Here is a 22,515-nt window from a genome sequence, read left to right as displayed (position 1 = left end):
ACAAGAGCAAAGCGGTCTCGACTCGGTAACGGCCGACCGATGCGCGGCGACGCGCTGCGACGCGCCGTGACCGACGGCGGATGTGCGGTTGCTCCCGGTGGCATAGCGTGATTCCTCAGGAGGTGGGGCCCGTGAGCACGGACGAAGCGGCACGAACCCAGGCGGCGGTCGAGAAGGTGGCCGCCGAGGTCGAGCGCGCCGCTCTGGACGGCGAGGTCGTCGCGCGGCGCAGCAGCGACCCGGCGACGATCGAGGCCGAGATCGCCCGGCGGCGCGAGCACCTCGCCGCCACCGTCGACGAGCTCGTCGAGCGGGCGCACCCGAAGGCGCTCGCCGCCCGCGGGGTCGAGGACGCCAAGGGCCGGCTGCAGGCCGCCGTCTACACGCCTCAGGGTGACCTGCGGGCCGAGCGCGTCGGTGCCGTCGCGGCCGCCGTCGCGCTGTTCGTTCTCCTGTCCGTCGTGCTGCGCCGCCGCCGCAGGAAGGGCTGAGCGGCTCCGTGCGCCCGCTGCCGCCCGGGGTCGTCCCCGAGGTGCCCGGGCCCGGCCAGGAGTCGGTGTGGGACTACCCGCGCCCGCCCCGGGTCGAGCCGTCGTCCGAGCACGTCGTCGTCGTGCTCGGCGGGCTCGTCGTCCTCGAGACCCGGCGTGCGCTGCGGGTGCTCGAGACGAGCCACCCGCCGACGTACTACCTGCCGCTCGCGGACGCCGCCGAGGGGGCGTTCCGGCCGGCGGCCGGGTCCTCGTGGTGCGAGTTCAAGGGCATGGCGGGCTACCTCGACGTCGTCGGCGGGCCCGGCCCGGACGGCGCCGCGCGCGTCGCGCCGTCCGCCGCCTGGACCTACCCCGACCCGACGGCCGGCTACGAGGCGCTCGCCGGCCACGTCGCGCTCTACCCGGACCGGATGGACCACGTGACCGTCGACGGCGAGACCGTGCGCGGCCAGGACGGCGGCTTCTACGGCGGCTGGGTGACGCAGCGCGTCGTCGGGCCGTTCAAGGGGGTCCCGGGCAGCCGGTTCTGGTGACCGGGCAGTACCGTTCGGGGCATGACGACCCCGACGGCCGCGCCGCTCGGCGGGACCGACGCGGCCCGCCTGCCCATCCGCATGCTCCACGACAGGGTGCTCGTCTCGACCGACGGCGAGGCCGGGGAGCGGCGCTCGACCGCGGGCATCGTCATCCCGGCGACCGCCGCCGTCGGCAAGCGTCTCGCGTGGGCCGAGGTCGTCGCCGTGGGCCAGAACGTCCGGCACGTCGAGGTCGGCGACCGGGTGCTCTTCGACCCCGAGGACCGCTCCGAGGTCGAGCTCCAGGGCGGCCAGTACGTGCTCCTGCGCGAGCGGGACATCCACGCCGTCGCGGCGCCGCGCGTCGCGGACGGTCAGACCGGCCTGTACCTCTGACCGTCCGGCGCCCGGCGTGGACCCCGTGACGGCGGAGCCGGCGACCCCCGCGTCCCCGGCGCCCCCCGGGCGCTCCGGTCCTCGGCGCAACGCGCGCTACACCGGCCTCGACGTCGACGGGCCGCTGCCGCTCGACATGCTCCGCGCCGTCCCGGCGATCCGGCGCGACCCGCTGACGTTCCTCGACGGGCTCGTCGCCCGGTACGGCGACCTCGTCGCCTTCCCGATGCCGCGCGGCCAGGTGCTCCTCGTGAACACGCCCGAGGGTGCGCGCCGGGTGCTCGTCGACAACGCGCGGGGCTACGGCAAGGCGACGCTCCAGTACGGCGCGCTGTCCCTGGTCACCGGCGCGGGCCTGCTCACGACGGACGGCGAGGTGTGGCGGCGGCACCGCCGGGTCGCGCAGCCCGCGTTCCACCCGCGCTCGCTCGAGGCCGTCGCACAGGCGGCCGGGACGGCGGCGCAGCGGATGCGCGCGGAGTGGGACGCCGCCGGCCCGGGCGGGGTCGTGGACGCCGACGGCGCCGCGATGCGCGCGATGCTCGAGGTCGTCGGCCGCACCCTCTTCGCCGCCGACCTGCGCCCGGTCGGCGAGCGTGTCGTCGGGGCCGTCGACACCGCGCTGCACGCCGTCGTCCGGACCGCGGCGTCCCCGCTGCCCGGCTGGCTCCCCACCCCCCGCCGGTACAGGCTGCGCCGGGCCGTCGCGACCCTCGACGCGGTGTGCGCGGACCTCGTCGCGCAGCGCCGCGCCCGCGGCGTCGGGCCGGACGACGGCGACGTCCTCGCGCTGCTGCTCGCCGCCGTCGACGCGGGGGAGGCCGGGGCCGACGGCGGGCTCGCGCCGCGCGAGGTCCGCGACGAGATCCTCACGCTCGTCATCGCCGGCCACGAGACCGTCGCGTCGTCCCTCACGTGGACCCTCGACCTGCTCGCCTCGTCGCCGCAGGTGCAGGCCCGGCTGCACGCCGAGCTGGACGCCGTCCTCGCCGGTCGTGCCCCGGGGTGGGACGACGTCCCGCACCTGCCGTACACCCGCGCCGTCGTCGACGAGGCGCTGCGGCTCTACCCGCCGGCCTGGGTCATCACCCGGCGCGCGCTCGCGGACGACGTCGTCAGCGAGGTCGCGATCCCGGCCGGGACGCTCGTCCTGCTCAGCCCGTGGCTCCTGCACCGCCGTGCGCGGTCGTGGCCCGACCCGCGCCGGTTCGACCCGGGGCGCTTCCTCGGCGACGCCCCGCCGTCCCGCGGCCCGGCGCGCGGCGACTACGTGCCGTTCGGCGCCGGCCCCCGGCTGTGCATCGGCCGCGACATGGCGGTCGTCGAGTCCGTCCTCGTGCTCGCCGGCCTGCTCCGCGACCGCACCGTCAGCCGCCCCGACGGGGTGCCGCCGCCGACCGTCGACGCCCTCGTGACCCTGCGTCCCCGCGGCGGCCTCCCGCTCCGCCTGACCCCCCGCTGACGGCCTGCCCTGAACCCCGCTCATGCTCGCGCCGCGTACCGGATCCGGCGGTCCGGAGCGCCCGGAACGGTACCGAGCCCGAGCATGAGCGGTGTCCTGGACGGGCCGGGTGGCTGCAGGATGGGGGCATGACCGGAGCCGCCGTCCCCACGGGCTGCTACGCGTGCTCGATCAGCGCCCGGCTCGGGGCGCTGCCCGTGCGGGAGGCGACCTGGGTCGAGGCCGGCTGGTACCTCGCGCACAACTTCGAGGGCGGTCTGCCCGGGTGGTTCGTGCTCGTGCCGCAGCGGCACGTCCTCGCGCTCGACGAGCTGACCGAGGCGGAGGGCGAGGCGATGGGGCGGCTGCTCGTCCGGGTCACGGCGGCGCTGCGTGCGGTCGTCGGCTGCACGAAGACGTACACGATGCTCCTCGCGGAACGGCCGGGGTTCGAGCACGTGCACGTCCACGTCGTCCCGCGGATGCCCGACCTGCCGCCGGAGCGGCTCGGCCCGCGGATCTTCGGCTACGCGGACGACGAACCCGTCGCCGAGAGCGAGCGCGACCGGATCTCCGGCCTCGTCCGCGACCATCTGGCGATCCACTGAGCCGCACGCGACCACCCGCACCGCGCAGCGCGAGACGGCTCCACGGGACGGTTCTGGTTGCGGCGTGGTCGGGGCCGCCCATGCTCACGCCCGGTACCGGATCTCGCGGTCCGGAGCGCCCGGAACGGTACCGATCCCGAGCATGAGCGGGGTTCGGTCAGGCGGTGAGGCGGACCGGGACGACGACGACCGGGCAGGCCGCGAGCCGGACGCAGGCGCGGGCGACGGAGCCGACGTCCGGGCGGCCGGGTTCGGCGTGGCTGCCGACGACGAGCAGACGGGCGCGACGGGACTCCTCGAGGAGCAGGCTGGCCGCGTCACCCTCGCCGAGGACGGTCTCGATGCGGCAGTGCACGGGGCCGAAGCGACGCAGCACCCGGGCGAGCTGCTCCTCCTGGAGGAGGCGGGCCTGCTCGACCTGCCGGGCGGCACGGCCGCCGACGGCGGCCAGGAGCCGGGCGTCCCACGACCAGGCGGTGACGGCGCGCACCGGCGCGCCCTGCTCCTGGGCCTCGCGCAGCGCCCACTCGAGGGCCCGTTCACCACCGACGCCGCCGTCGAGCCCGACGAGCACCGGCGGCGTGACGTCGAACGGGGTCCGCGGCGACGGCGGGCGCCAGGCGGGCGACGCGATGAGGTCCCAGGCCTCGTCGCGGACGTCGCCCCGCACGGGGTGCGCCGCGTCGTCCTCGGTCCGGTCGCGCATGTCCCTCACCTCCACGCCACGGCGGCGTCCCCCGCTGGTCGTTGTCAGCGTCGGCCATGCCCGTGGCGCACCCCCCGGGCCCTAGGTCGCCCCGGGCCGGCGACCGACCCGTGAGCGTTCACGGATCCGTCACGCGTCGGGTCCTAGGTCACGCCCGGACGACGGATCGCGCCGCCGCGGGCCCCGTCAGGCCGGGCGGGACGTGTGGTCCGCCGTCCAGGCGAGCAGGTCGTCGAGCGCCCACGCCGACACGACGCGGTCGGCGGTGACGCCGCACTCCTCGCCGCGGGCGCAGCCGTAGGGCTGCCAGTCGAGCTGGCCGGGGGCGTGCGCGTCGGTGTCGACGGAGAAGATGCACCCCGCCTCGACCGCCTGCCGCAGAAGGCGTCTGGGCGGGTCGAGCCGCTCCGGGCGGGAGTTGATCTCGACCGCGACGCCGTGCTCGACGCACGCGGAGAAGACCTTCTCGGCGTCGAACCGGGACTCCGCCCGGGGCTTGCCGGTGCGGGTGTTCGTCGTGACGTACCGGCCGGTGCAGTGCCCGAGGATGTCGACGTGCGGGTTCGAGACCGCGGCGACCATCCGCCGGGTCATCGCGGCCGGTTCCATCTGCAGCTTGCTGTGGACGCTCGCGACGACGACGTCGAGCTCGGCGAGCAGGTCCTCCTCCTGGTCGAGCGAGCCGTCGTCGAGGATGTCCACCTCGATCCCGGTGAGCAGCCGGAACGGTGCGAGCTGCTCGTTGAGCCGCGCGACGACGTCCAGCTGCCGGCGCAGCCGCTCGGCGGTGAGCCCGCGCGCGACGGTGAGCCGCGGCGAGTGGTCGGTGAGCGCCGTGTACTCGTGCCCGAGCTCGAGCGCCGTGACCGCCATGTCCTCGATCGGCGACCCGCCGTCCGACCAGTCCGAGTGGCAGTGCAGGTCCCCGCGCAGCGCCGCGCGCAGCGTGTCGCCGCCCTCGACCAGCGGCCCGCCGACCTCGCGCTCGAGCCGCGCGAGGTACTCCGGCTCCTCGCCGCGCAGCGACGCCGTGATGACCTTCGCCGTCGAGTCCCCGACGCCTTTGAGCGCGGTGAGCTCGTTGCGGGCCACGGCCTCCTCGAGCCGGCCCGCGGGCAGGACGGCGATCGCCGTCGACGCCCCGCGGAACGCCTTGACCTTGTAGCTGGACTGCAGGCTGCGCTCGAGGAGGAAGGCGATCCGGCGCAGGTCGGCGACGGGGTCCCGGGGGGACGGCGAGGAGCTCACCGCCCCAGGGTGCCGTACCCGTCCGGCCACGGCATGCGCTCAGCCCCGGAAGCGGCTCAGCCCCGGAAGCGGCTCAGCCCTGGCAGGGCGACGTCCCGGCCGGCGGCAGCGTCCCGGAGACGATCCCGGCGAGGAAGTCCGGCAGCGGGCGCGGGTCCGCGACGGGCGTCCAGCGTCCGCTCTCGAGCGTGTACTCCCAGGTCTCGCCCTCGACGACGAGCTGCTCGACCGCCGCGAGGAGCCGGTCGACGTCCTCGGACGACGAGCCGACCCCGAGCGACGCCCGGACCGCACCGTCCCCGTGCCCGAGCCGGGCCAGCAGCGGGTGCGCGCAGAACTTGCCGTCGCGGACGCCGATGCCGTGCTCGGCGGACAGGTACGCGGCGACCCGGCCCGGGTCGTGGCCGGCGACGGTGAAGCCGACGACGCCGACCCGGTCGGGGGAGTCCGCCCAGATCCGGAGCACCTCGACGCCCGGGATCCGGCCGAGGCCCTCCTCGAGGCGGGCCACGAGGGACGCCTCGTGCGCCTCGAGCGCGCCCTCGGGCAGCCCGGCGAGGTCACGGCAGGCCTGGGCGAGCGCCGCGGCGCCGAGCACGTTCGGGGTGCCGCCCTCGTGACGCTGCGGGGCCGGGGCCCACTGCGTCGTCGCGGAGTCCGGGCTGTCCGCGGTGTCGACGGTGCGGACGGCGCCGCCGCCGGCGAGGTAGGCCGGTGCGGCGTCGAGCCAGTCCCGGCGGCCGACGAGGACGCCCGCACCGAAGGGGGCGTAGACCTTGTGGCCGGAGAACGCGAGGTAGTCGGCGCCGATCGCGGCGAGGTCGACGCGGCGGTGCGGCACGAGCTGGGCGCCGTCGACGACGACCCGGGCGCCGTGCGCGTGCGCGATCCGGACGACGTCCGCGACGGGCAGCACCTCGCCGGTGACGTTGCTCGCACCCGTGACGGCGACGAGCGTCGCGGGGCGCTGCGCGAGCGAGGCCTCGAGCGCGGCGAGCGTGCCCGCGACCGTCTCCTGCGCGGGCACGCAGCGGTGCGGCAGCCGGGTCCACGGCAGCAGGTTCGCGTGGTGCTCGACGTCGAGGAAGACGACCTCGCCGCCGCCGGGGCCGTCGGTCTGCACCGCGGACGCGAGCAGGTTGAGCGCGTCGGTCGTGTTCCGGGTGACGACGACGACGTCGTCCGGGCGGGCGCCGACGAACGCCGCGACCGTGGCCCGGGTGCCCTCGTAGATCGCGGTGCTCACCTGCGAGGCGTAGCCCGCGCCGCGGTGCACGCTCGCGTAGTGCTCCAGGCCGCTGCAGACGTGGTCGGCGACGGTCTGCAGGGCCGGCGCGCTCGCGGCGTAGTCGAGGTTGGCGTACCGGACGGTGCCGCCGGGGACGACCGGGCTGCGCAGGTCGCGCCCGACGACGGGCAGCAGCGGGCGGACGACGGGCGCGTACGTGGCGGTGGCGGTGCGGGCCACGGGCGCGCCCTGCGCACAGGGGTCGGCGGGCGGACAGGTGTCGTTCTCGAGGTGGGACAGCACAGCGGTCATGGCTCCTCCAGCCGGAGGGACCTCGTCGAGAGGTCCGCGCTTGCCGCTGCCGGTCGGGCAGCGGCCCGGTCCTCACCCGGAGCACCCCACCGCGGAGGAGGGTTGCCGACCAGCGAGCCGGGGCTTGACGCTGGTACTCGTGACCTGGCGTCAACGGTAGGTGAGCGGTCCCGGCCTGTTCAAGGGCCGGACGAATGAGTCTCGGATCGTGAGAAGCGACGTGCGCCGCCCCGGGGCCCTGCGCGCCGTCGTCCGGGTGCTCCGGTCAGGTGGTCGTCAGCACCGGGTCCGGACGGCCCGCGTTCTGTTCACCTTCTGGATGTTTACTGGCCACATGACGCCCCCCGCCCCCACCCGCCACGTCGAGATCGAGCGCAAGCTGGACGCCCCCGCGGGGTTCGTCCTGCCCGACCTCCTCGGCGTCGCCGGGGTGGCGGCCGTCTCCGACCCGGTCGAGCACTCCCTCGACGCGACGTACTTCGACACCGAGGACCTGCGGCTGCAGAAGGCCCGGCTCACGCTGCGCCGGCGGACCGGCGGCACGGACGGCGGCTGGCACCTCAAGCGGCCGGCGTCCGGCGGCGCCCGCACCGAGGAGCACCACCCGCTCGGCCGGGCCACCCGCGTCGTGCCGCCCGCGCTGCGCGCCGGGGTCGAGGTGCACGCCCGCGGGGTCGCGATCGTCCCCGTCGTCCGGCTGCGGACGACACGCACCGTCCGCAACCTGCTCGGGGCGGACGGCGCCGTGCTCGCCGAGGTCGCGGTGGACGCCGTCCACGCGTCGGTGCCCTCGGCCAACGGTCGCTGGACGACGCTCACCGCCTGGGACGAGATCGAGGTCGAGCTCGTCGGCGGCACCGAGAAGCTGCTCGCCAAGGTCGTCAAGGCGTTCGTCAAGGCCGGCGCCGCGGTGAGCGACTCGCCGTCCAAGGTCGCCCGCGCGCTGGCCGCCGCGGGGCGCGTCCCGGCCGCTCCCGGCGCGGACGAGGACGCCGACGACGCCGGCGAGGACGCCGCGCAGCCGCCTGCCGAGGGCAGCGCCGGGGCCGTCGTCCTGGCGTACCTGCGCGACCAGGTCGCGCACCTGCAGACCCACGACCCGCTCGTCCGGGTCGACGCCGAGGACGCCGTCCACCAGATGCGGGTCGCCTGCCGCCGGCTGCGCAGCGCGCTCACCGTGTACCGGCCGCTGCTCGACCGCGAGGTGACCGAGCCGCTGCGCGAGGAGCTCGCCTGGCTCGGGGAGGAGCTCGGCGCGGCCCGGGACGCCGAGGTCGTCCGCGACCACCTGCGCGGTCTCGTCGAGGCCGAGCCCGCGGGCCTCGTCGAGGGCCCGGTCGTCGAGCGGATCGTGCGCACGATGGACGAGCGCTACCGGGCCGCCCATGACGAGGCCCTCGTCACGCTGGACACCCCGCGCTACTTCGCGCTCCTCGACACCCTCGACGCCCTCGTCGCGACGCCGCCGTTCACCGCCGGTGCCGAGGGCCCGGCGGCCGACGTCCTGCTGCCGCTCGTCCGCAAGACGTGGAAGCGGACGGCGCGGCTCGTCGACGCGGCGCACGCCACCGACGACCCGGCCGAGCACGACCTGCTGCTCCACGACGTCCGCAAGGCCGCCAAGCGCGCCCGGTACGCGGGAGAGAGCCTGGTCGCCGCCTTCGGCAAGGACGCCAAGGCGTACGGCAAGCAGATGGCGGCCGTGCAGGAGGTGCTCGGCGAGCACCAGGACAGCGTCGTCATCCGCGGCTACCTCGTCGAGCTCTCGGCCGCGGCGCACGCGGCCGGTGAGAGCACGTTCACGTACGGCCGGCTGCACGCGCTCGAGCAGGTGCGCGGCTACACCACCGAGACGGACTTCGACGGCGTCTGGGCGGCGGCGCAGGACCCGGCGTACCGGGCCTGGCTCGGTTGACGGCCCGCGCCGCGGGCTCAGGCGGCGCCGGCGCCGCCCTCGACGCGGGCCTTGAGCCCGGCCGTGAACCGGTCGAACGAGGGCTGCAGGTCCGGGATCGAGCGCGTGACGAGGCCCGCGAGCGGGCCGGTGTACTCCTCGCGCATGACGAGGCGGGTGCCCGCGCCCTGCGCCGAGACCCGGTAGGTCCGGGTCCCGGTGAACAGGCCCAGGGGCATCCCGCCGCGCCAGGTCATCGCGCCCGGCGGGGCCAGCTCGACGACCCTGACCGGGAAGGCCCGGCCCGGGTTCGCCTCCACCCGCACGGTCACCTTCGCGCCCAGGGCGACGCTCCCCTCGACGCCCAGCACGCCCGAGTCCCACTGCGGCCAGCGGGCGGTGTCGACGAGGACGTCCCAGACGGCGGCGGGCGCGGCGTCGACATCGACCGTCGACTCGAAGATCGGCATGGCCCGACGCTAGCCCTCGAAGACGACATCTCCTGTCAGGGACGTGCTGCGGGTCACGACGGGTCGCCGGGCGCCGCCAGGGCCGCGACGAGCCGGTCGAACAGCTCCGCCTGGGCCGGGATGACGACCGCCTTCGCCTCCTCCGGGGTCATCCAGGCGACCCGGTCGATCTCCGGGAAGGTCTGGATCCGTCCCGAGCGCGGCGGCCACTCGGCCTCGTAGGTGTTGCTCACGCACGTGTCCGGGTCCAGGTCGCCCTCGGCCGCCCAGACGGTCACGACCTTGCCGCTCTTCTGCCGCACGCTCCCGAGCGGGAGGAACTCGGTGGCCGGCACCGGCTGCCCGAGCTCCTCGGCGAACTCGCGCAGCGCGGCCGCGAACGGGTCCTCGTCGTCGAGGTACTCGCCCTTCGGCACCGACCACGAACCGACCGTCTTGCGGGCCCACGCCGGGCCCCCCATGTGCGCGACGAGCACCTCGACACCCCCGGACCCCCTGCGCCACAGCAGGATCCCTGCCGAGCGTCTGCCGGCCACGACGACCTCCCTGCTCGACGGCGGACCGTCCGGCCCGCTGCCACCCTAGAACTCGCCGGCGCGCCGCAGCGGGCGGGACCGGCCGTCGGGGTCGTACACCGTGCGGTACAGCGGCACCGACCAGGTGCGTGCCCAGCGTGGCACCGGCTGCGGCCGGTGCACGCGGGCCCGGCCGGGCGGCCGCTCGCCCGCCCGGCGCGCGTGGTGCCAGTCGTCGAGCGCCCGCGCCCGCGCCGCCCACAGGTCGGCGCTCGCCATCGGGTCGACGAGCCGTGCGTCGTCCGCCGCGAGCCCGAGGTGCTCGGCCGCCAGACGCATCCGCAGCGTCCGCGGCAGCACCCGGGCGCCGTCCCCGGTGCCGCTCACGTCCCGCGGCTCGCGCGGGTCCCGCTCCGGGTCGAGGACGGCGACCGTGAGCTCGCTGTCCGACGTCCAGGACCTGCGGTTGACGTTGTCGGACCCGCAGCTGACCCACACGTCGTCGACGACGCAGACCTTGGCGTGCACGTAGATCGGCGTCCCGGCGGCGTTCTCGACGTCGTACACGCCGACCCGGCCCGGGCCCGCCCGGTAGAGCCGGGCCAGGGCGTCGATCTGGCCGAGCCGGTTGGCCGGCCCGGCGAGCGCGTCGTCGGCGTCCGGGAAGCGCGGGACGACGGCGACGACCCGCAGGCCGGGCGAGCGGCGCAGCGCCGCGCACAGCGACTCCACGACGTCGCCGGACCACAGGTACTGGTCCTCGAGGTACACCAGGCTCCGGGCGAGCCCGAACGCCGTCCGGTAGCCGCGGGCGACGCTTCGCTCGCCCTCGGGCGCGAAGGGGTAGCGCGGCCGTTTGCGCGGGTAGGTCCGCAGCACCTGGACGGCGTGCCGGCCGGCCGCCGGCGGGTCGGGGAACGCCTCGGGCAGCGGCCGCGGGTGGCGGGGCATCCGGGCCAGGCGCTGCGTGAGGAGCCGGTAGGGGGTGCGGCGGTCGAGCGGCGTGGGGTCGTTCCAGCGCTCGGCGAAGGTGCGCAGCAGGTCTCCGACGACCGGGCCGTGCAGCTCGAAGGTCACGTCGTGCCACGGCGCGCGGCCGCGGTAGCGCCGGTCCATCGGCGGCTGCTGCGGGTCGCCTGCGTGCTCCTCGTCGTCGCGGCGGCCGTGGCACAGGTCGATCCCGCCGACGAACGCGACGTCCCGCTCCGCGTGCCCGGTGTGCTGGACGACGAAGAGCTTCTGGTGGTGCGAGCCGAACCGGCGCACCCGCTGGTCGAGGAGCACCTCGCCGCCGGCCTCGTTGAGCCACCGCCCGAGCCGCTGGTTCTGCGCGGCGGTGAACGACAGCCGCTCGGAGTGCGAGCGCCACAGCAGCGCCCGCACCTCGACACCGGCGGTCACGAGGTCGCGCAGGACGTCCCCGACCTCGCCGCCGTCGGGCAGGAGCCGCTCGTCGGCGTCGCCGGACCAGTCCGTGAAGAACACCCGGTCGCCCGCCGAGAGCGCGCAGAGCACCTCGTGGAGGCGGCGGAAGTACGTCGCGCCGTGCAGGAGCGGGACGACGCGGTTGCCGCCGCACCAGGACCCGGGGGAGTCCTCGGGCAGCCGGTCGATCTCGGTGGCCGGGTTGCCGCGACGGGCCGGGGTGAGGAACCACCGCGCCGCCGCCCCGTCGTCCGTCGCGCTGCCGTGGGCCCTCACCGTCCGATCATCACGCCGCCCGGGGCGCCCTGCACCGGGACGTGCGCCCGCCGTCAGCGCCGTTCGACGGCGACGGAGTCGACGAGCATCGGGCGGCCCGGCGTCGTCGTGCCGTCCGGGGGCCCCGGCCAGCCGCCGCCGATCGCGACGTTGAGCAGCACGAAGAAGCCTCGTCCGGTCGCTCTCTCCCACACCGCCGCCGGCACGTCGCTCGAGCGGACCGTGTGGAAGAGGTCGCCGTCGAGGTACCAGCGCAGCTCCTCGGTCGCGCCGGTGCGGTCCCACACGACGGCGTAGTCGTGGAAACCCTCCGACAGGTGGGTGCCGTCGGGCACGGACCTGGCCCCGGCGAGACCGTCGGTCTCGGAACAGGGACCACCCGGTGCCGTGCCGCAGTGCAGCGTGCCGTGCACCGTCGTCGGCTTGCGCCCGATGACCTCGAGGATGTCGACCTCGCCCGCGCCGGGCCAGTCGGTGACGTTCTCGCGGAACCCCTCGCCGAGCATCCAGAACGCCGCCCAGTAGCCCTGGCCGCCGTCCGGCACCTTGATCCGGGACGTGACGCGCAGCTCGCCGCCGGGCTCGGCGGCGAAGTCGGTGCGCCGGGTCTCGATGCGACCCGACCGCCAGGCGCCCGAGGCGTCCACCGTCGGGGTGATGCGCAGGTGACCGTCGCCGTCGTGGCCGACGTTCGCGGGGTCGTCGGTGTAGGTCTGGATCTCGCCGGTGCCCCAGTTGGGTGCACCGCCGGGGTACTGGGTGCCGGTGTCGACGATCCAGTCCTGCGAGGGCAGGCTCCCGGCCGAGGCGTCGAAGTCGTCGCGCCACTCGGTCTGCCAGCGCTGCGTCGTCCACCACCAGGTGCCGAGGGCGGCGAGGAGGACGACGAGTCCACCGGCGACCAGGGCCGTCGTCCTGCGGGGGCGCCGCGGCCGGCGGACGTCCGCGGCCGGGTCGCCGCCTTGTCCGGGGCTGGGCGGCCCGGTCGTTCTGTCGGTCGTCGCGTGCGTCATGAGAAGCCTTCCTGGAGAACGGGTCAGGAGCCGCTGAGGATCCCGCCACCGGCAGGCGTGGCGTCCGGGTCGGCCTGGACCGAGCCGGTGAGCTGGTAGCCGGGCACGAGGTCGGCGACCTGCGTGGTCGCGGCCGGGGTGAGCACGAGCTGCATGGCGCCCGCCGCCACGTCGTCGGTGCTGCCGACGACCCGCGGTGCCACCCGCTCGACCTTCGCCGTCACGGGCGCGGCCAGGCCGGGACCTGTGAGCGTCACGGTCATGCCCCTGCTGAGGTGGGTCAGCGTGTCGATCTTCACGTCGCCGACGAAGGTCATGTCCGCCGGGTCGTAGATGCTCACGAAGGCCTGGCCGGGCGCGACGGTCGCGCCGACAGGCATCGGGTCGGCGACGACGACGCCGTCGGACGGTGCGCGGACGGCGATCTCGGCGGTCTCGACGCGGCCGTTGCCGGTGACCGTCGTCGTCGTGACGGTGCCGAGCCGGGCCCCGGCCTTCACGGTGTCCTCCGCGTTCACGGCCACCGTCTTCACGACGCCCAGCTGGGACGGCGAGACGGCGGTGGCGCGCGCGGTGAGCGTCACGGTGCCGATGTCCATGGTCTGCTGCTGGGTCGTGCGGTACTCGACGAGCTTCGTCCCGCCGTACACCGCGCCCGCGATCATGGCGAGCACGAGGAGCCGCGACCACCACTTCTTCACGTCGGGCCGGCGACGGGTGCGGGGCAGGGGGTGCCGCGGCGCGGCCGGGGTACCGGCGGCGCGGCGCCCCGGGGAGTCCGCGGACAGCCGGCGGACGGCGTCCGTGTCGCCGCCGGGGGTGCGGTCGCGGGCCTCGGTGCCGCGGGCGGGGTCGAGCTCGGTGAGGTCGATCATGGGGTTTCCCTTCGGGTCCGTGCGCGGGGAGGTCAGCGGGGAGGCGCTCATGCGAGGGCCTGCGCGCTGCGCTCGTCGTCGGTGCGTGCCGGCCACGGCAGTGCACGGATGATGCGGGCACCGGCCTTGCGGTCCTCGCGGCGCTCGCGCTCCTGGCCCGGGGCGAGGACGGCCTCGACGACGACCCGGCCGAGGACGAGCACGTGCAGCGACGCCCACACGACGGACAGGCCGGTGGCGAGCGGGTCGGTCATCGTCGCGATGCCGACGGCGATCGCGGTGACGTTGAGGATGAGCAGCGCGACGTGCGGCAGCACGAGCTGGACACCGGGGAGCCGGCCGCTCTTGACGTTGGTCACGGTCCATTTCGCCTTGCGGCCCAGCACGGCCATGACGAGCGCCCGCAGGTGGATCGGCGCCGCGCCGATGCTCGTGACGACGGCCGACGGCTTGAAACCGCCGGTCTGCAGCCACGTGACGGCCAGGACGAGCGTGTAGAACGGCACGTAGTGCGTGAGCCAGACCGACATCGTCGCGGTGACGGGGCTGAGCCCGAGGAGCAGGTACGCCGACGGCAGCAGCATGAGCACCATGGCGCCGAGCGACAGCAGGTAGTTCGTGCCGGTGAGCAGGTACTGGAAGCGCTGGTCGAGCGTCAGGCCCTTGCGGCGGAAGATGCCGCCGCGCAGGAGGATCTCGAAGCCGCCGTAGGACCAGCGGAACTGCTGCTTGAAGAACGCGAGCAGGTTGTCGGGCGCGAGACCGCGGGCGAGGGTCTCGGGGACGAACACCGAGCGCCAGCCGCGGCGGTGCAGCTCGATCGAGGTCCAGATGTCCTCGGAGTTGCTCGCCGTCCACATGCCGCCGAGCTGGTCGAGGGCCGCCCGCCGGAAGATGACGTTCGTGCCGACGCAGAACACCGCGTTGAAGTGGTTCTTGCCGGGGCAGACCAGCTCGTAGAAGATCCGCTGCGCCTCGGCGGTGCCGGTGGCGACGAGGCCCTTCGCGGCCGGGAACGCCTGCGGCGTCTGGGCGAACGCGACGCCGTCGTCGAACAGGTGCGGGAGGGCACGGACCAGGAAGTCCGGGCTCGGGACGTGGTCGGCGTCGAGGATGACGACGAAGTCGCCGTCCGTGCGGGCCAGACCGGCGTTGACGTTGCCCGCCTTGGCGTGCGCGTTGTCGCCGCGGCGCAGGTAGCCGACGCCGAGCTCGGCGCACAGGTCGCGCAGCTCGTCGGACTTGCCGTCGTCGAGGATCCAGGTCTTGTGCGGCACCGCCATGTCACGCGCGGCCCGGATCGTGCCGTCGACGATCTCGACGGGCTCACCGCACGCGGTGATGAAGACGTCGACGGTCGGCGTCCAGGAACCGGTGGTGAGGCGGCGGCGGTTGAGCACGACCTCGGTCGTGTCCGGGTGCCCCTGGTTGGCCAGGACCGTCCACCAGGTGCCGAGCGCCTGGAAGACCGTCAGGCCCTCCGCGAAGAGCACCGCCCCCCACAGCCACGGGTTGCCGCGGTAGGCGGGGTTGAGCAGGAAGACGACGTAGTAGATCGTGACGGCGAGCGCCAGGGCGACGGCGACGCGGGTCGAGCGTTGCAGCGGCCGCCACGAGTAGTCGTCGACGGGCTGCGCGGTGAGGTGGTTCGCCCGGGCCTGGGCAGGGGCGTGGGCGGCAGCAGGTTCGTGCTCGGACAGGTGTCCCGTGTCTGCAGACATGACGATGTGGCGTCTCCGTCCTGGAGCCGGCGGTGCGCCGGCGTGGGGTGCCGCAGCGGTCCGGCGCAGGGCGCGCCGCGGTGCGATGGTCTGGGGCAGGGCCCGGCGTCGTCGCCGTGCGACCTGCTGCGGGACACCCGCCCGGCTGCGGTGCCGGGGCGTCCCGTCGTGGAGGGCACCGGGCCCGGCCGGCGTGACGACGGACCGGGCTTGACGTGGCGCAGATGCGCATCATCACGGAGCGGCGCGGCTCCGTCCTGGGGCCCTGTGCCACTCCCGGCGCGGATCATGCACGCGACGGGGGGACGTGACCGGGGACACTCGGGGGGGTCCGCAGGCCGGGAGGGCCGGGGACTCGCTCGCACGAGTGGTGGGGCAGTGCGGACCCTACGGACGCCGCCACCCGCTGCGCGGTGACGTCGTCCGGCGGTCTTCTACCGGGCGACGCGGCCGCCCGGAGGCGGCCGCGTACCTGGCTAGAGGATCGAGAAGCCCCGCGCTGCGGGGGTGACCTGCTTGGTGCCCGCCGACCCGAAGTCGACGGTCACGTAGTGCTCTGAGACGGCGACCACACGGCCGAGGCCGCAGTGGTCGTGGGTCACCCGGTCACCGACGTGGAAGTCAGCCGTGGTGGGGAGGGTGACCTCCTTACGCTGGAACGGGCTGGTCGGAAGCGGCCGGCGCTGGCGAGGAGGGCTCTGCGTCACACCCCTAGTCTGCGCCCTCCGGGCCGATTCTCCGAACACTTCTTCCGGATCCGCCCCGGACGGCGTCGTCCGGACGGCCCGCGGGGCACGTCCCGCAGGCCCTTCCGCGGGCCATCGGTCCCGGTCAGGGGCCTGATCGCCGTCCGGCGGACCGGCTGTGGTCCGGTCGGGTCGTCCTGCCGCGCCCGGGTCAAGAACGGGGGGATCCGGACGATCTGACAGGCATGCACTCGTGCGGCCGCCGGTCGGACGGTCGCCGTCACGCGCCCCTGCCCCCGGCGCCGGACGACCGGGGCTTCACGCTGCTCGAGAACGTCCTGGCCGTCGTCCTCGTCGGGCTGGTCCTCGCCTCGGCCTCCGTGACCTTCGTCGGGAGCACCCGTTCGGCCGCGGCGCTGCAGCGGCACCAGACCGCCGTCCGGCTCGCCGCGCAGGCCCTCGGGACGGCGGCCGCCGTCCCCGTGACGGCCCGCGGCGACGGGTGCGTGCCCCTGCTCGACGGCCGGACGGCGTCGGCCGTCACCCAGCAGTGGGCCGCGGCGCCCGCGGGGCTCGACCTCGCCGCGACCGACCCGGCGACGACCCCGACGGACTGCGCGTCCCGGCCGGCCCTCGTGCCGCTGACCGGGCTGCGCTCCGGCACCGCGCAGACCGTCTCCGACCCCGTGGTCGTCGGCGGCCAGCAGTTCACCGTGCGGACCTACGTCGGGACCTGCTCGCTGCCCGTCGCGGGCGGGGCCTGCGTCGCGGCGTCCGGGATCGGGAACGTCCCCGCCACGACCGTCTACCGGGTCGTCGCCGCGGTCTCGTGGGCGGCGGCCCGCGGCTGCCCCGGCGGCTGCCTCTACACCGCCTCGACGCTGCGCGACGCCTCCGACGACCCGCTCTTCGAGATCCGGCGCCCGACGCCGTCCGTGCCGCGGCTGCTCGTCGCGGTCCCCGGCGACGGCGTCGCCGACCTCACGTGGGCGCTGCCGGCCTCGCCCGGGGACTCGCCGATCCTCGGCTACACGCTCACCGCGGTCCCCGGCGACGGCGGCACCGCCGTCACGGCGACGGCCGCAGCGGCGGCGCTCGGCGCCCGCCTCACCGGGCTCGTCAACGGGGTCACGTACACGGTGCACGTCGTCGCCACCAACGCGCTCGGCGCCGGTGCCGAGGCCTCGACGACCGTCATCCCCTACCCGGCCGCGGTGATGACGGGCGCCCGGCTCGCCTGGTGGCTCGACGGCGCGGACCTCGCGACGCTGGCGACCGACGCGGCCGGGACGACGGCCGTGACCGGCTCGGGGCAGCCGGTGCGGCGCTGGAAGGACAAGTCCGCCCGCGGCAACGACGCGACCGTCCGGGCCGGGAGCACCCCGCCGTCGAGCGTCGTCGGCGCCGGTCGCGTCGTCCCGGACTGGGACGGGACGACGACGTGCCTCGCGGCGGACCCGGTGCTGCTGCCCAACGGGGCGACGCCGAGCACGGTGTACGTCGTCGCGACCGCCGCGGACCCGACCCCGGCGACCGCGCCGTACCGCCAGGTCGTCACCTGGGGCACGCACCTCGGCGGCCAGGCGCGGCAGGTCTACAAGGTCGCCGGCAGCGCCCAGGCCGCCGCCGACACCGCGTTCAGCGACAAGGCGGTCTCCGCGCTCGACTGGTCGCGCACCTCGGCGCAGGTCGTCGGCGCGCAGCACGACCCGGGGCAGGTCGTGCTCTGGGCCGCGGGTCAGGCCGCCGTCGTCCGGGCCACGGCGGCCTTGCGCAGCACCGGGACGGGGGCGGCCGGGCTCGGCTGCACGATCTGGCCGGACGGCTCCGTCAACGACCGCTGGCGCGGCCCGATCGAGGAGGTCGTCGTCCTCGAGGGGACCGCGACGACCGCGGAGCGCCGGGTGCTCGAGGAGTACCTCGCCCGCAAGTGGTCCGCGCCGGTCACCCCGCGCGCGCCGGCCGGCGTCACCGTGACGACGGCCGCGCCCGGCAGCCTCGCCGTCGTCTGGGACGCACCGTCGTGGGACGGCGGCTCGCCCCCGACCGGCTACACGGCGACCGCGGCCCCGGGCGGTGCGACGTGCACGTCGGCCGCGAACGGCTGCGTGCTCACCGGTCTCACCACGGGGACGACGTACTCGGTGACGGTGACCGCGACGAACGCCATGGGCACCGGCCCGGCGTCGGCGGCCCGGACGGGGACGGCGTGACCCGCCGTCCGCGCCCGCGGGACGAGGGGACGACCCTCGTCGAGCTGCTCGTCGGGAGCATCCTGCTCACGGTGGTCCTCGTCGTGAGCGCGCTGGCGGTCACCGGGATGATCCGGACGGCGGGCCGGCTCGACGCGACCGCGGCGTCCGCGCAGGACGCCCGCCGGGCGGTCGACGCCGTCCGCCGCGGGCTCGCCTCCGCCGAGCTCGTCAACCCGCCGGCGACCGTCGGTGCCGACACGTACCTGGAGGCCCGGACCGCTGCCGCGGCAGGCGGTCCCGCGGTCTGCCGGCAGTGGCGCGTCGTCCCGGCGGAGCAGGTGCTGCAGACCCGCACCTGGACCGCGGGCACGACGACGCCGACCGCGTGGCTCACCCTCGCGACCGGCGTCGCGAACACGACGGGCCAGCCCGTCTTCGCGCTGCTCCCCGCGGACGACGACTGGGCGCAGGGCCGGGTCGTCGTCGACCTGCGCCTGCGGCGGGCGACGGGCGGGCCGGTCCCCGCCGGGACCGTCGTCCCGCTGACCGAGGGCGCGGGCGAGAGCGGCGGTGTCGCGTCCGAGCAGGTCTGCGCGGAGGTGGCGCGGTCATGACCCGCCCCGGAGGACCGCTCGCCGCGCTGCGGCCCCGGCGGCACGACGACGAGGGCGTCGGCATGCTCCAGGTCGTCCTCGTGCTGCTCATGACCGCGGCGATGTCGGTCGCGGTGCTCGCGACCGTCGTCGGGGAGGTGCTCCCCACGGCGGCCGAGCGGGCGCGCGAGCGGACCCTGCACGCCGCGGGCGCCGGGCTGGAGGCCGGGCTCGCCGTCGTCCGGGCGGCCCGGACGACGGTCGCCGGGACCGGCGAGGTGGGCGACCTGACCCGGCTGCCCTGCGCGACGGCCGCGAACCCGTTGCGCGGCAGCGCCGGAGCGACGGTCTCCGCCGACGGTGCGTCGCCGACGTCCTACGCGGTCGTCATCCGCTACTACCTCGACGACCCGTCCGGGCACCCCGAGTCCTGGCGGGCGACGAACACGATCTCGTGCGTCACCGGTGGCGGCACCCCGCAGGCGCCGTACTACGCGTTGCTGCAGTCGGTCGCCACGGCGTCCTCCGAGGGCGGGCTGCCGGCGGGGTGGACCGACCGCTCCGTCGAGGTCGTCTACGCCTTCAACCGCACGGACGCCGGGATCGCCGGCGGGCTCGTCAAGGTCGGCACGTACTCGGCCTCCGCGGACCTGTGCTGGGCCTCGCCGTCCACCGCACCGGCCACGGGATCGGTCCCGGTGCTCGCGACGTGCGACGCCGCCCGGGACGAGCAGCTGTGGTCGTTCCGCGACGACTACTCCGTCGTCCTCGCCGGCACCCAGAGCGCCGTGAGCGGGACCTACGACGGCATGTGCCTGACCGGCGAGCCACGGGACCGGGCGGACCTCACCGACCACGGCACGTCCCCCGCGGACGCGACGGCGTCGTCCTCGACGGCCGTGACGCCCGACCTCACCGGCCCGGTCGAGGGCTCGGCCCACGCGTTCTCCGGGGCGTCGTCCTGGCTGCGGACGTCGACGTCGTTCGCCCCGCCCGCCGCGGTGACGGTCGCGGCGTGGTTCCGGACGACGGCGCGCAGCGGCACCGTCATCGGCTTCGGCGGCGACCCCGGGACGGCGGGCACCACCGCGGACAGGATGCTCTGGGTCGACTCGGCCGGGCACCTCGTGTGGGGCGTCTCGCCGACGTCCCGGCGCACGGTCACCTCGACCGGCACGTACGCCGACGGTGCCTGGCACCACGTCGCGGCGTCGGTCGGCTGGGGCGGGACCAAGCTCTACGTGGACGGCGCGCTCGTCGCCTGGGACCCGCTGTGGACGTCGGCCGGGAGCACCGCGGGCTACTGGCACGTCGGGTGGGGCGGCGAGCTCGTCGCGGGCTGGGTGCAGGCGCCGTCCAACCCGTACTGGCAGGGCTCGCTCGCGCACGTCTCGGTGTGGCCGCGCCAGCTCTGGGACTGGGAGGTGACGAGCGTCGCGACGGCGCCGACGTGGCAGGACGTCACGGGCCTCGCCGCGAGCACCGGGGCCGAGCACCACTGGCCGCTCGGCGGTGCCGTGGACGACGTCGTGGCGTTCCTCGCACCCTGCGACGGCGGCCCGCACCAGAAGTGGGCGTACAACGACGGCGGCCGGATCGAGCTCGAGCGGTTCGACGCGACGGCGCTGTCCGGTGCCTGCGTCGACGCCCCGACGCTCGCCGCCGGGGCGGGGCTGACCCTGCAGGCCGACTGCGGTGCGGCCCGGGACTGGGCGCCGAGCTCGGCCGTCGGGGCCGGGGCGGCCGGCGACGTGACCGGTCAGCTCGTCAACTACGGCGAGTTCGGCCGCTGCCTCGACGTGACGAACCAGAAGGTCACGTGGCCCTACCTCATCGCCTTCCCCTGCAAGGCCGACCCGACGCGGCCGGTGCTGTGGAACCAGCGGTTCGTCCACGACCCGGTGACAGGGCTCGTCACGACGCCGGCGCCGACCGGTGACCACTGCCTGCGCACGCCGACGTCGACGGGCGGGTACGTGCTCACCGTTCCCTGCGACGCCGCCGACACCGCGCAGCACTGGGTGAAGCTCGGGGCGACCGGGGCCCGCGCCACGGCGTACACGATCACCGACGTCCAGGGACGCTGCCTGTCCCTCGGGAGGCCGGGGGAGACGTCGGGCGGCCTCGCGCAGTGGTCGACGATCACCGCGGACGTCTGCGACGGCAGCCGCGTGCAGAAGTGGAACGCCCCGCCGCAGCTCGCCGGGGCCGGGGTGCAGGGGTACCGCGAGACGACGCTCGACGGGTCGGGCGGGTAGCCGATCAGCGCGGTCGCAGGCCGGCCGCGGTGCCGCGGCGCCACGACCAGCGGGCCGCCAGGGCGCACGCGAGCAGCCCTGCGAGCCCGGTCACGCCGAGGCCGACGGGGTCCGTGAGGAGCAGCGCGGCCGTCACGGCCGGGCCGTCGCCGGGGGTGACGGCGGGCCCGGGTGGCAGCGCCGGCAGCGCCGGCAGCCCGGCGCGGGCCGTCGTGGGGCGGGCGTCGGTGGCCGCGGCGGAGGTCGTGGTGGTGGACGTCGTGGTCGTGGGGGTTGTCGTGGTGGGGGTCGTCGTGGCGTCGTCGCGGCCGCCGGACGTGGTCGGCCGGTCCGGGATGGTGAAGCCGCCCGCGCGGGGCGTACCCGGCACCCGTGCGTCGTCCGGGTCGCGGTCCGAGCCGGGAGCGGGCCGGACGCCGCCGACCCGGAAGGCGACCGTGCCCGCGGCGCCGCCCTCGCCGTCCGCCGCGCCGTACCCGGTGTCGGCCCCGGCGGCGCCGGCGCCGTCCGCGCCCGGCAGGACGTACCAGACGACGCGGTAGTCACCCGGACCGTCGTCCGGCAGACGCACGCTGAGCACCGCACCCGACACCGACAGCCGCACGTCCGTCGCCGAGGTCCGGCGCGGCGTCGAGACCCGCACGGCCGCGGCCCGCGCGACGGTGCCGGAGGTGAACCAGAGCCGGACGGCGTCGGGGGTGCGCCGCGCCCAGGACCCGTTCTCCGGGTCCGAGCGGAGCAGGCCCGCCGGGGCCTTCGTCAGGGCGGCGGAGGAGACGTCGGAGAGGGCGGAGGAAGCGGCTACGGAGCCGCCCGGGGCCGCGGGCGCAACGGCCGCGGCGGCAGGCGCGGCGGCGAGGCCGCCCGCGAGCACGAGGGCCGCGGCGGCAACGGCTCGCGGTCGCGCTGTCACCCTGTAGGTGTCGGCCGCCGGGGGCGCCGGGTTGACGCCGTCCGGGGCGGATCACCGCCGAGAGGGTGGTGCGGCTGCGAACGATCTCAAGAGCGCACACGTCCCGCCGACAAGTCAGAGGACCGGCACAGGAGCCTGCCGGGCGCGGCCCGTCCGCGTCCGACGGGCCCGCGGACGGTCGAGCAGTCGAGCACCCGGCCCAGGAAGGAGCCGCACCTGCCGTGCAGATCGTGTCCGTCATCGACCGCGCCGCCCGGCAGTGGATCCGGGTCTCGCTCAGCGGGGAGATCGAGACCGCGACGTCGACGGCCATCCTGCGCTCCGGCCTGGGCGCGCTGCTGCGCTCGCGCCCCAAGGGCATCAGCGTCAACCTCGGCGGCGTGGACTCGTTCGGCGACAGCGGCCTCCAGGAGCTGCGCCGCGCCGTCCTGCAGGCCGCCGACGACGGCATCTGGTTCGAGATCGTCAACGCGCCGCTGCCCGTGCACCGCAGGCTCTCCATGGACCCGGTGCTCGCCACCGTGCTCGAGGCCTACGCCTGGCGCCGGCCGGGGGAGCGGGCGCAGCTGGCGAGCGTCCGCGGCTGACGCGGCCGCCCGGGGTGGGACGACGCGGGCTAGCGTGAGGGCGTGACCCGGACCGCTGCCCGCCGCCCCCGACGCGCTGCCGCCGCGGTCCTCGCCGCCGTCGGGTCCGTGCTCGTCCTGGCCGCGTGCAGCGACCCGGCGCCCGC

General features: G+C 76.0%; 21 protein-coding genes and 1 riboswitch. Of the genes, 10 read left to right on the top strand and 11 right to left on the bottom strand.

Features of this window, described 5'->3' with window-relative positions:
- Positions 1-131 precede the first annotated feature (131 nt).
- The 5 genes from ECOMGDLI_RS11335 (at position 132) to ECOMGDLI_RS11315 (ending at position 3,454) form a co-directional block, all read left to right on the top strand.
- Positions 132-491: a DUF3618 domain-containing protein gene (locus ECOMGDLI_RS11335; RefSeq protein WP_198954770.1), complete on the top strand. Its 360-nt coding sequence runs from the start codon at positions 132-134 to the stop codon at positions 489-491.
- An 8-nt stretch (positions 492-499) separates the two neighbouring features.
- Positions 500-1,027 (top strand): DUF427 domain-containing protein, encoded by a 528-nt coding sequence (locus tag ECOMGDLI_RS11330; RefSeq protein WP_233153411.1) that lies wholly within the window; start codon positions 500-502, stop codon positions 1,025-1,027.
- Between the two features lie 21 nt (positions 1,028-1,048).
- Positions 1,049-1,405, top strand: coding sequence for a co-chaperone GroES (locus ECOMGDLI_RS11325; protein ID WP_088316944.1), 357 nt, complete (start codon positions 1,049-1,051; stop codon positions 1,403-1,405).
- 25 nt (positions 1,406-1,430) lie between these two features.
- The gene (locus ECOMGDLI_RS11320) at positions 1,431-2,867 is read left to right on the top strand and encodes a cytochrome P450 (RefSeq protein WP_088316943.1); all 1,437 of its coding nucleotides are present in this window, start codon (positions 1,431-1,433) and stop codon (positions 2,865-2,867) included.
- A 128-nt stretch (positions 2,868-2,995) separates the two neighbouring features.
- The gene (locus tag ECOMGDLI_RS11315; RefSeq protein WP_088316942.1) at positions 2,996-3,454 is read left to right on the top strand and encodes an HIT family protein; all 459 of its coding nucleotides are present in this window, start codon (positions 2,996-2,998) and stop codon (positions 3,452-3,454) included.
- A gap of 157 nt (positions 3,455-3,611) precedes the next feature.
- On the opposite strand, the gene ECOMGDLI_RS11310 is transcribed toward ECOMGDLI_RS11315, so the two are convergent.
- From ECOMGDLI_RS11310 to ECOMGDLI_RS11300, 3 genes are all read right to left on the bottom strand, one after another.
- The gene (locus tag ECOMGDLI_RS11310) at positions 3,612-4,160 is read right to left on the bottom strand and encodes a universal stress protein (RefSeq protein WP_088316941.1); all 549 of its coding nucleotides are present in this window, start codon (positions 4,158-4,160) and stop codon (positions 3,612-3,614) included.
- Between the two features lie 186 nt (positions 4,161-4,346).
- Positions 4,347-5,408: a PHP domain-containing protein gene (locus ECOMGDLI_RS11305; protein WP_088316940.1), complete on the bottom strand. Its 1,062-nt coding sequence runs from the start codon at positions 5,406-5,408 to the stop codon at positions 4,347-4,349.
- Positions 5,409-5,481: 73 nt separating this feature from the next.
- Entirely contained in the window at positions 5,482-6,948 is a 1,467-nt protein-coding gene (locus ECOMGDLI_RS11300; protein WP_088316939.1) for an aminotransferase class V-fold PLP-dependent enzyme, read from the bottom strand.
- Positions 6,949-6,979: 31 nt separating this feature from the next.
- Positions 6,980-7,093: riboswitch (SAM riboswitch) on the bottom strand.
- Positions 7,094-7,156: 63 nt separating this feature from the next.
- Here ECOMGDLI_RS11300 and ECOMGDLI_RS11295 point away from each other — a divergent pair.
- The gene (locus tag ECOMGDLI_RS11295; RefSeq protein ID WP_143447654.1) at positions 7,157-8,863 is read left to right on the top strand and encodes a CYTH and CHAD domain-containing protein; all 1,707 of its coding nucleotides are present in this window, start codon (positions 7,157-7,159) and stop codon (positions 8,861-8,863) included.
- 17 nt (positions 8,864-8,880) lie between these two features.
- Here ECOMGDLI_RS11295 and ECOMGDLI_RS11290 read toward each other — a convergent pair whose 3' ends face one another.
- The 7 genes from ECOMGDLI_RS11290 to ECOMGDLI_RS36285 form a co-directional block, all read right to left on the bottom strand.
- The gene (locus ECOMGDLI_RS11290) at positions 8,881-9,312 is read right to left on the bottom strand and encodes an SRPBCC domain-containing protein (protein ID WP_088316937.1); all 432 of its coding nucleotides are present in this window, start codon (positions 9,310-9,312) and stop codon (positions 8,881-8,883) included.
- 53 nt (positions 9,313-9,365) lie between these two features.
- Positions 9,366-9,848 (bottom strand): NUDIX domain-containing protein, encoded by a 483-nt coding sequence (locus ECOMGDLI_RS11285; protein ID WP_088316936.1) that lies wholly within the window; start codon positions 9,846-9,848, stop codon positions 9,366-9,368.
- Positions 9,849-9,893: 45 nt separating this feature from the next.
- Entirely contained in the window at positions 9,894-11,528 is a 1,635-nt protein-coding gene (locus ECOMGDLI_RS11280; protein ID WP_088316935.1) for a phospholipase D-like domain-containing protein, read from the bottom strand.
- 53 nt (positions 11,529-11,581) lie between these two features.
- Positions 11,582-12,541: a family 16 glycosylhydrolase gene (locus tag ECOMGDLI_RS11275; protein WP_088316934.1), complete on the bottom strand. Its 960-nt coding sequence runs from the start codon at positions 12,539-12,541 to the stop codon at positions 11,582-11,584.
- 23 nt (positions 12,542-12,564) lie between these two features.
- Positions 12,565-13,416: an HlyD family efflux transporter periplasmic adaptor subunit gene (locus ECOMGDLI_RS11270; RefSeq protein ID WP_143447653.1), complete on the bottom strand. Its 852-nt coding sequence runs from the start codon at positions 13,414-13,416 to the stop codon at positions 12,565-12,567.
- A 47-nt stretch (positions 13,417-13,463) separates the two neighbouring features.
- Entirely contained in the window at positions 13,464-15,137 is a 1,674-nt protein-coding gene (locus ECOMGDLI_RS11265) for a glycosyltransferase family 2 protein (protein ID WP_088316932.1), read from the bottom strand.
- A 476-nt stretch (positions 15,138-15,613) separates the two neighbouring features.
- On the bottom strand, positions 15,614-15,739 hold the full coding sequence (locus ECOMGDLI_RS36285) for a hypothetical protein (RefSeq protein ID WP_255395987.1): 126 nt from the start codon (positions 15,737-15,739) through the stop codon (positions 15,614-15,616).
- A gap of 329 nt (positions 15,740-16,068) precedes the next feature.
- Here ECOMGDLI_RS36285 and ECOMGDLI_RS11255 point away from each other — a divergent pair, with 329 nt between their 5' ends.
- The 3 genes from ECOMGDLI_RS11255 to ECOMGDLI_RS11245 are packed head-to-tail and all read left to right on the top strand — an operon-like array spanning position 16,069 to position 20,869.
- A complete protein-coding gene (locus ECOMGDLI_RS11255; protein WP_088316931.1) occupies positions 16,069-18,036 on the top strand; it encodes a fibronectin type III domain-containing protein in 1,968 nt (655 codons plus the stop codon).
- Positions 18,033-18,632: a hypothetical protein gene (locus ECOMGDLI_RS11250; protein WP_088316930.1), complete on the top strand. Its 600-nt coding sequence runs from the start codon at positions 18,033-18,035 to the stop codon at positions 18,630-18,632. Before ECOMGDLI_RS11255 ends, ECOMGDLI_RS11250 begins: the two co-directional genes overlap by 4 nt.
- Positions 18,629-20,869 carry a LamG-like jellyroll fold domain-containing protein gene (locus tag ECOMGDLI_RS11245; protein ID WP_088316929.1) on the top strand — a complete coding sequence of 747 codons (2,241 nt, stop codon included), beginning with the start codon at positions 18,629-18,631 and terminating at the stop codon, positions 20,867-20,869. Before ECOMGDLI_RS11250 ends, ECOMGDLI_RS11245 begins: the two co-directional genes overlap by 4 nt.
- 4 nt (positions 20,870-20,873) lie before the next feature.
- On the opposite strand, the gene ECOMGDLI_RS34590 is transcribed toward ECOMGDLI_RS11245, so the two are convergent.
- Complete coding sequence (locus ECOMGDLI_RS34590) at positions 20,874-21,782, bottom strand: copper resistance protein CopC (protein WP_088316928.1); 909 nt, start codon at positions 21,780-21,782, stop codon at positions 20,874-20,876.
- 221 nt (positions 21,783-22,003) lie between these two features.
- Here ECOMGDLI_RS34590 and ECOMGDLI_RS11235 point away from each other — a divergent pair, with 221 nt between their 5' ends.
- The gene (locus tag ECOMGDLI_RS11235; protein ID WP_088316927.1) at positions 22,004-22,369 is read left to right on the top strand and encodes a hypothetical protein; all 366 of its coding nucleotides are present in this window, start codon (positions 22,004-22,006) and stop codon (positions 22,367-22,369) included.
- The last annotated feature ends 146 nt before the right edge of the window (positions 22,370-22,515 follow it).

This window comes from Kineosporia sp. R_H_3 (genome assembly GCF_002198675.1).
Taxonomy (GTDB): domain Bacteria; phylum Actinomycetota; class Actinomycetes; order Actinomycetales; family Kineosporiaceae; genus R-H-3.
The sequence above is the reverse complement of the archived record's forward strand: the minus strand, read 5'-3'. Positions and strand labels throughout refer to the sequence as shown.

Bases quoted from the DNA above. Each gene is read 5' to 3' on its own strand.
- ECOMGDLI_RS11325 (WP_088316944.1), top strand. From the start codon at position 1,049: ATGACGACCCCGACGGCCGCGCCGCTCGGCGGGACCGACGCGGCCCGC.
- ECOMGDLI_RS11315 (WP_088316942.1), top strand. From the start codon at position 2,996: ATGACCGGAGCCGCCGTCCCCACGGGCTGCTACGCGTGCTCGATCAGC.
- ECOMGDLI_RS11310 (WP_088316941.1), bottom strand. From the start codon at position 4,160: ATGCGCGACCGGACCGAGGACGACGCGGCGCACCCCGTGCGGGGCGAC.
- ECOMGDLI_RS11300 (WP_088316939.1), bottom strand. From the start codon at position 6,948: ATGACCGCTGTGCTGTCCCACCTCGAGAACGACACCTGTCCGCCCGCC.
- ECOMGDLI_RS11290 (WP_088316937.1), bottom strand. From the start codon at position 9,312: ATGCCGATCTTCGAGTCGACGGTCGATGTCGACGCCGCGCCCGCCGCC.
- ECOMGDLI_RS11275 (WP_088316934.1), bottom strand. From the start codon at position 12,541: ATGACGCACGCGACGACCGACAGAACGACCGGGCCGCCCAGCCCCGGA.
- ECOMGDLI_RS11270 (WP_143447653.1), bottom strand. From the start codon at position 13,416: ATGATCGACCTCACCGAGCTCGACCCCGCCCGCGGCACCGAGGCCCGC.
- ECOMGDLI_RS11265 (WP_088316932.1), bottom strand. From the start codon at position 15,137: ATGTCTGCAGACACGGGACACCTGTCCGAGCACGAACCTGCTGCCGCC.
- ECOMGDLI_RS11255 (WP_088316931.1), top strand. From the start codon at position 16,069: ATGCACTCGTGCGGCCGCCGGTCGGACGGTCGCCGTCACGCGCCCCTG.
- ECOMGDLI_RS11245 (WP_088316929.1), top strand. From the start codon at position 18,629: ATGACCCGCCCCGGAGGACCGCTCGCCGCGCTGCGGCCCCGGCGGCAC.